Source organism: Streptomyces sp. CC224B (assembly GCF_030010595.1).
Taxonomy (GTDB): domain Bacteria; phylum Actinomycetota; class Actinomycetes; order Streptomycetales; family Streptomycetaceae; genus Streptomyces; species Streptomyces longispororuber.
On the sequence record NZ_JASCXL010000110.1, the window covers coordinates 23,442 to 31,030 of the forward strand.

General features: G+C 74.1%; 5 protein-coding genes. All 5 read right to left on the reverse strand.

Annotation, left to right across the window (positions count from 1 at the left end; genetic code table 11):
* Nucleotides 1-3 precede the first annotated feature (3 nt).
* Complete coding sequence (locus tag QK440_RS32725) at nucleotides 4-2,193, reverse strand: bifunctional glycosyltransferase family 2 protein/CDP-glycerol:glycerophosphate glycerophosphotransferase (protein ID WP_282796872.1); 2,190 nt, start codon at nucleotides 2,191-2,193, stop codon at nucleotides 4-6.
* Nucleotides 2,194-2,459: 266 nt separating this feature from the next.
* Entirely contained in the window at nucleotides 2,460-3,359 is a 900-nt protein-coding gene (locus tag QK440_RS32730; RefSeq protein WP_282796873.1) for a carbohydrate ABC transporter permease, read from the reverse strand.
* Nucleotides 3,356-4,636 (reverse strand): sugar ABC transporter permease, encoded by a 1,281-nt coding sequence (locus QK440_RS32735; RefSeq protein WP_349239335.1) that lies wholly within the window; start codon nucleotides 4,634-4,636, stop codon nucleotides 3,356-3,358. Before QK440_RS32735 ends, QK440_RS32730 begins: the two co-directional genes overlap by 4 nt.
* A gap of 106 nt (nucleotides 4,637-4,742) precedes the next feature.
* Nucleotides 4,743-6,119 (reverse strand): extracellular solute-binding protein, encoded by a 1,377-nt coding sequence (locus QK440_RS32740; protein WP_282796875.1) that lies wholly within the window; start codon nucleotides 6,117-6,119, stop codon nucleotides 4,743-4,745.
* A 338-nt stretch (nucleotides 6,120-6,457) separates the two neighbouring features.
* A partial coding sequence (locus QK440_RS32745) for an FtsK/SpoIIIE domain-containing protein (RefSeq protein ID WP_349239334.1) occupies nucleotides 6,458-7,589 on the reverse strand: 1,132 nt, incomplete at its 5' end.

Here is a 7,589-nt window from a genome sequence, read left to right on the forward strand (position 1 = left end):
CGATCAGCGGGACGCTGGGGTTACGGGCCGGGGGGTGACCGGGGGCGCGGGGGGCCTGGGGCCCTGGAGGAGGCGGCGTACGGTTCGGTGGGCTGCGGCCCCGTCGTCGTAGGGGCAGAACCGCTCCCGGAACGCCCTCCGCAACTGCGCCGACCGCGACCCCCGCCAGTGCCCGGACGCGAAGATGTCCGCGAGCTCGTCCTGCCCGCGCGCCACCGCCCCCGGCGGAAACGCCCGCACGTCGAAGTAGGTCCCGCGCGCCGCCTCGTAGGCCTCCCAGTCGTCGGCGTACAGGACGACGGGCCGGTCCAGGTCGGCGTAGTCGAACATCAGCGGCGAGAAGTCCGTGACCAGCGCGTCCGCGGCCAGGCACAGCCGCCCGGGGTCGCTCTCGCCGGACACGTCGAGGCACCGCCCGGCGAGGTGGGACGGCAGCGGTTCCGCGTCGGCGTGCGGGGCGTGCACGAGCACGGTGAAGCGCGGCCCGAGGCGCCGCAGCAGCAGCTCCAGGTCGACGCCGAGCCGCTGGGTGCGCCGGTAGTCGCGGTACTCCGGCGCGTACAGGATCGCCGTCGTGCCCGGCGCCACGCCGAGGCTCTCGCGCAGCCGGGCCACGTCGGCGGAGGTGGCCCGCTGGTAGCGGTCGGTGCGCGGGCAGCCGTACTCCAGCGTGGTGTACGCCGCCGGGTACGCCCGCTGCCACGCCAGGGTCGCGGGCCGGCTGGGCGACAGGACGTAGTCCCAGGTGTCGGCGTCCCGCAGCAGGGCCGCGACGTCCGTGCGGGACGCCACCGCCGGGCGCTCCAGGAGGTCGACGCCCTCGTGCCCCAGCGGCGCCCCCCGGTGGCAGCGCACGACCACCTGCCCGGGCCGCTTGACCAGGCGCGGATCGAGGCCCGCGTCGCTCACCAGGTACGCGGCGCGGGCGAGGGCCGTCCAGTACGCGGCCGTGCCCGGCGCGAGCCTGCGGGTCCCGGCCGGGACGGTGTGGTGGAGCGCGGCCGGGGCGAGCCACGCGGTGCGCACGTGCGGCGCGTGCTCGCGGAACGCGGCCTCCAGGGCCCCCGGGTCCCCGCCGTAACCTCGCCCCTCACCCGCCGTGAACACCGCGAGGTCCGCGCGCACCGGAAGCCGCCGCTGCGCGCGGTAGTGCAGCCGCAGCAACGCGCCCCTCGCCCGGCCGAGCGCCCCGGCCGCGCCCCGCCGGACCGCCGCGCCCGTCCGGCGGACCGCCCGCAGGGCCCGGTACAGGCGGTGCGAGCCCAGCCGCACCAGGGCATGGCGCAGCCGGGTGCCCGGGAGCGGGCGCGCCCCGGGCACGTGGAAGCGGCGGTAGTGGACGCGCGCCGCGCGCAGGAACGCGGCGCGGCTGCCGCGCGGCAGCCGCTCGGGCCCGCTGTGGATCGCCAGCAGGTGGTCGACCATCCGCCGGAAGACCGGCCCGCGCCACCGCTCGGCCGGGCCGGGCCGCCCGTCGAGGAACGCGAACACCCGTTCGTATTGCGCGAAGACGTCGAAGGGGGCGGGTCCGGGCGCCCCGGGGACGCCGCCGTGCCGCCGTTGCCGGTGGCGCACGCACACCCGGTCCAGCGTGGCGACCGAGTCCGCCGACACCATCAGCGGGTACGTCCACGGGACGTCCTCGTACGCGCCAGGTGGGAAGGTCAGGCCCAGCCGCTCGACGAACGCGCGGCGGTGCGCCTTGTTCCAGGCCACCGGCGGCAGCCGCAGCAGGCCGGGGCGGTCGGCGAGCGCGAAGGGGGCCGGGCCCTCCTCGGTGAGCAGGGGCGCGAGCCGGTCGCGGACGCGCTCACCGGTCCGGTGCACGCGCTCGTGGTCGTAGACGAGGACGTCCGGCTCGGCGGTCTCCTTCAGCCGGTCGGCGATCGCCTGGAGGGAGCCAGGGGCCAGGGTGTCGTCGCCGTCGAGGAAGAGCAGGTAGTCGCCGGTGGCGTGCTCCATGCCCGCGTTGCGCGCGCGGCCGGGGCCCCCGTGCCCGTCCAGGCGCACGACGTGCACCCGCGGGTCGCGGGCCGCGAACTCGTCCGCGGCGGAACCGCGGCCGTCCGGCGAGCGGTCCTCGACCGCGATCAACTCCCAGTCCGTGCAGCTCTGTTCCAGGACGGACGTCAGGCACGCGGGCAGATACGCCTGCACCTGGAACACGGGGACGATGACACTGAACCGGGGCACGGCACATCCAGGGGTCGGCGCGGGCATTCTGCCCGGGAACGTCCTATGAGGTGATTGAGTTACGCCGGGGTGTCTCCATCGGGGGACGGCGGTCAAGCGAACGACCCAGGGGCGGTCCCGTGCGGAACCGCCCCTGGGTCGTCAACTGCCTTACTACACGCGCCCTTTGGCGCCCGGAGCCACGGTGTACGCGTGGGCGTGTGCGTGCGCGCGCTTGACGGGCGTACGCCGTGCCGGGCGCACGCCGGGGAGCGCGGCGGGCGCGCTCACTTGACCGCGCCCGCCATCACGCCGGACACGAACTGCCGCTGGAACGCGAAGAACACGGCCAGCGGGATCACCATCGAGATGAACGCGCCGGGCGCGAGGATCTGCACGTTGTCCCCGAAGAACCGCACCTGCTGCTGGAGCGCCACCGTGATCGGCGGGCTGCCCGCGTCCGCGAAGATCAGCGCGATCAGCATGTCGTTCCACACCCACAGGAACTGGAAGATGCCGAGCGAGGCGATCGCCGGGGCGCCGAGCGGCATCACCACCCGTACGAACAGGCGCAGTTCGCCGGCGCCGTCGAGACGGGCCGCCTCCAGGAGCTCCCGGGGGATCTCCGCGAAGAAGTTCCGCAGCAGGAAGATGGCGAACGGCAGCCCGAAGGCCGTGTGGAAGAGCACCACGCCCGTCGTCGTCTCGAAGATGCCGACCTTGCCGAAGAGGTCCGACACCGGCACCAGCGCCACCTGCACCGGCACCACCAGCAGCCCCACCACCCCGAGGAACCACCAGTCGCGGCCGGGGAACTCCATCCACGCGAACGCGTACCCGGCGAGCGAGCCGATCACCACGACGAGCAGCGTCGCCGGGACGGTGATGGACACGCTCGTCAGGATCGAGTCCGTGATCGTCTCGTCCTTCAGGAGACTGGAGTAGTTCTCGAAGGTGAGCTGCGACGGCGCGCCGAAGACCTTCCACCACCCCGTCTCGCTCATGTCCTCCTTCGTGCGCAGCGAGCCGATGAGCAGCCCGAGGGTCGGCACCAGCCAGAACAGGCCGATCAGGATGAGGACGACCCGCACCGCGGTGCCGCCGAGCAGCGCGGCGATCCGGCCCCCAAGGGACTGCTTGGCCTTGACGACACCGCCCGACGCGGCGGCCTGAGTGGGCACGGTCATCGCTTGGCCTCCCGCCGCATCCGCCGCATGTTGAACCACATCACCGGGATCACGAGCAGGAAGAGCAGCACCGCGATCGCGCTCGCCACGCCGTTGTCCTGCGTCCCGAAGGCCGAGTTGTAGAGCTGTACGGCGAGCACGTTCGCCTCGTCCTTGGAGGAGCCCGGCGGGATCACGAAGACCAGGTCGAAGATCTTCATCACGTTGATCATCAGCGTGACCAGGACCACCGCGAGGACGGGTGCGAGCAGCGGCACCGTGACCCGGCGGAACACCTGCCACTCGTTCGCGCCGTCCACCCGCGCCGCCTCCAGGAGCTCGCGCGGCACGCTCGCCAGGCCCGCCGCGATGAGCACCATCGCGAACCCGGCCCACATCCACACGTACGAGCCGATGACGGCGGGCGTGATGAGCGACGGGCCGAGCCAGTCGACGCCGTCGTACGGCGCGCGGAAGTTGGAGCCGGGGTAGCGGAGCAGCGCCCCGTCGGCCTCCTTCGGCAGGGCGAACGTGCCGTCGTCCGACGCCTTCGTGGAGGCCACGACCTCGCCGTCCTTGACGGCCTCGATCCTGATGCCGGGGTAGCCGAGCTCCGCCGGGTCCGGCGCGTTGACCTCGCCGCGGCCCTTGCCGCGGGTGAAGTCCTGCCAGGCCGTGCCGGTGACCTTGTCCGGCTCGGCCTGCGCGGGCTTCGCGGACTTCGCGTCGTCCGGCATCTTGTTCGGCGGTACGCCGGTCAGCGGCAGCGCCACCGGCTGCCCGGCCCGCACCGGCTCGCGGGTGATGAACGCGCCGCCGCCCGCCTCCTTCATCGGCGAGCGCGCGGCGAGGTGCCCGCTCGGGAAGTTCGACGACTCCGCGAACGTGTCGTGCACCCCCACCCACACGGCGTTGGCCACGCCGCGGTCCGGGTTCGACTCGTACACGAGCCGGAAGATGATGCCCGCCGCCAGCATGGAGATGGCCATCGGCATAAAGATCACGATCTTGAACGCCGTGCCCCAGCGCACCCGTTCGGTGAGCACGGCGAAGATCAGGCCGAGCACCGTCGCCACGGCCGGCGCGAACACCACCCAGATCGCCGTGTTCTTGATCGCCGTGCGGATGCCGTCGTCCTCGAACATCGTCTCGTAGTTGCCGAGACCGGTGAAGTCGCCGCCCTTGTCGAAGAAGCTGCGCAGCACCGAGTACCCGATCGGGTACAGCACGAGCGCCCCGAGCAGCACCAGGGCGGGCAGCAGGAACAGGGCCGCGACCACCTTGCGGGTGCCGGTCACGCCCTTGCGGGGACCGGCGCCGCGCGGGCCGGTCGTCGTCGTACGCGCTGAGCCGGCCGGGGGCACCGCCGCGGTGCCCCCGGCGTCCGGGATCGCCATCGCCGCGTCAGCTCTTCGGGTACGCCTTGGCCGCCGCGTCCTCCAGCGCCCGCTGGGTGCCCGCGACGTCCTTCGGGTTCTTCAGGAAGTCCTGCAGGGCCTTCCACTCGCCCTTGCCGGGGGTCCCGCCGAAGGCCGGGGGAGCCTGGTCGGACATGTCGAAGCGGATGTCGTCGCCCGCCGCGATCAGCGCCTTGGCGATGCCCCGCTGCACGTCGTTCGGGTACGCGGCCAGGTCCAGGTTCTTGTTCGGCGAGACGAAGCCGCCCGCCTCGGCCCAGATCTTCGCGGCGTCGGGCGAGGCGAGGTACGTGAGCAGGGCCTGCGCGCCCTTGCCGTCCTTCAGCGCGACCGCGGCGTCACCGCCGACCACCGCCGGGGACTCCTTCCCGACCGCCGGGAACGGGAACACCTTGGCGTCGGTGCCGATCTTCGCCTTCGTCTCCGAGATGGACAGCGACACCATGTCGCCCTCGAAGACCATGCCCGCCTTCGGCTGGTCGCCGCCGACGAACGTCTGCTTCACGGACGCCGGGAACTCCGTCTGCAGCGCGCCGTTCGCGCCGCCCGCGACGAAGCCCTTCTTCCCGAAGAGCCCGCCGAGCGTCGTCAGCGCCTCCTTGACCGACGGGTCCGTCCACTTGATCTTGTGCTGGGCGAGCTGGTCGTACTTCTCGGGGCCCGCCTGCGACAGGTAGACGTTCTCGAACCAGTCGGTGAGGGTCCAGGCCTCGGCCCCGCCCACCGACACGGGCGCCACCCCGGAGTCGTAGACCGTCTGCGCGGTCCGCATGAACTCGTCCCAGGTCTTGGGCTCCTCGACCCCCGCGTTCTCGAAGACCTTGGTGTTGTACCAGACCAGCGACTTGTTGGCCGCCTTGAAGTACACGCCGTACTGCTTGCCGTCGACCGCGCCGAGCTTCTTCCAGCCGTCCGCGTAGTTCTCGTCCAGCTCCTTCTGCGCCGCGGCGCCCAGGGGCTTGGCCCACTTCCGCTCCACGGCCTGCTGCACCGCGCCGACCTGCGGCAGCATCGCCACGTCCGGGGGCTCGCCGCCCGCCACCTTCGACGCCAGGAAGCTGATGATCGGCTCCTGCGCGGGGACGAAGGAGACCTCGGCGCCCGTGCGCTTCTCGAACTCGTCGAGGACCCGGAGGAAGACCTTGCGCTCCGCGCCTCCCCACACCGCGGAGACCGACAGCTTCTGCCCGTCCAGCTTCGGCAGGTCCACGGTGGCCGCGGTGGTCCCGCCACCGCCGTCGCCGTTCCCGTCGTCCTTGTCCTTGTCGTCACCACCGCACGCGGTGAGCCCCAGCGCGAGGGCGCCGACCGTGGCGGCGGCGACGAAGCGGCCGGCCGCGCGTGTACGAAGAGTGCTGCGCATCTCTGCCCCGTTCTCTTCCCCTGACAGTCCGTTCCCGGCCTGTTTACGCCCGGGCGGGTGGGGCGGCAAGACGGTCTACGGTGTCAACTCGTAGATCGTGATGCCGGTGTGACGGCCCGTCGCCTCTTCCCGCCTCCCCGCCCACCTGTGGCTCCGCCGGGGGCGCGGGTCCCGTGCCCGCCGCTGCCGCGGCGGTTTTCTCCCCCCCCCCCCGTCCACTCGTGGCACCCGTGACACCCGTGGCACCCCCCACCCATGGGCACAGCCTGAAGTGCCGAGCGACGCCTGCGGCAAGGGCAAGGGCAAGGACCAGCCCCCATCCCGGCTCCGCGGCAGCGCTACAGCAGCGACGGCACCCGCTCCGCCGAGACCTCTCGGGTCGCCCGGTCCAGGGCGCTGGCGAGGAGGGCCAGGTCCGTGGGGCCGTTGCCCAGTTCGCGGACGGGGCGGCGCGTGGGGGGATCGCCCATGCGGTCCCACTCCAGGGGGACCACGGTGGGACGCAGGGTCGCCGTCCGGGGGATGCGCCCGGTCACCCGGCCCGCCTGGAAGGCGGTGACCTTGCCGTCGGGGCCCAGCAACTCCCCCCGCCCGGGGGCGGGATCCTCGACCCCGCCCCCCGGCGGGTCCAGCACGACCCGCAGCCCGGCCCGCCGCCCCACCTCCGTCTCCGCCACGCGCTCCACCGCCCGCACCGCGGCCACCAGATGCACCCCGAGCCGCTCCCCGTCCCGGGCCACCGCCTCCAGCGCCCGTACGACCGACCCGGCCGCCGGCCGCCCGGGCGAGCCGAGGGCGGGCGCGAGCAGCGCGTCGTAGTCGTCCACGACCACGACGAGCCGGGCGAGCGGCGGCCCCGGATCGGGCCGCGCCCCCGCCTTGGCGGGCCGCAGCCGCAGTGTGGCACCGGCCGCCACCTCCGACTCCGCGGCCTCCCCGGAGACTTCGGCGGCGTCCGCCGCCCCGCGCGGCGCGACCATCCGCCCGGCCACCGCCCGCCCCGTGTGCCACTCGGCGAACCCCTGCCGCCCGAGCAGCTCCGCGCGCCGCTTCAGCTCCGCGGTCAGGGACTGCGCGAACTCCCGCATGCGCACCGGGTCGTTCGCGGCGAGGTGGGTGCTGACGTGGGGCAGGTCCGTACACGCGCGCAGCCCCTCGCCGGCCCGCTCCCCGGTGCCGCCGCCCGCCGAGCCCCCGCCGCCGTCCCGGCCGTCGACACCGCCGTCGACGAGGACGACACCGCGGCGGTCGGGCCGCGCGGCGGCGGCGAGGGACGCCGCAACGGACCGCAGCAGCTCCGTGCGCCCGCTGCCCACCGGGCCCGCCACCAGCAGGTGCGGCCCGTCCGCGGCGAGGTCCGCGACCACCGGCCCGCGCGCCCCGGCGCCGAGCACCGCCCAGGCCCGCCCGCCCAGGGCCCCCGGGTCGTCCGCGGCGGCGGCCCACCGCGCCATCAGCGACGCGGGCGTG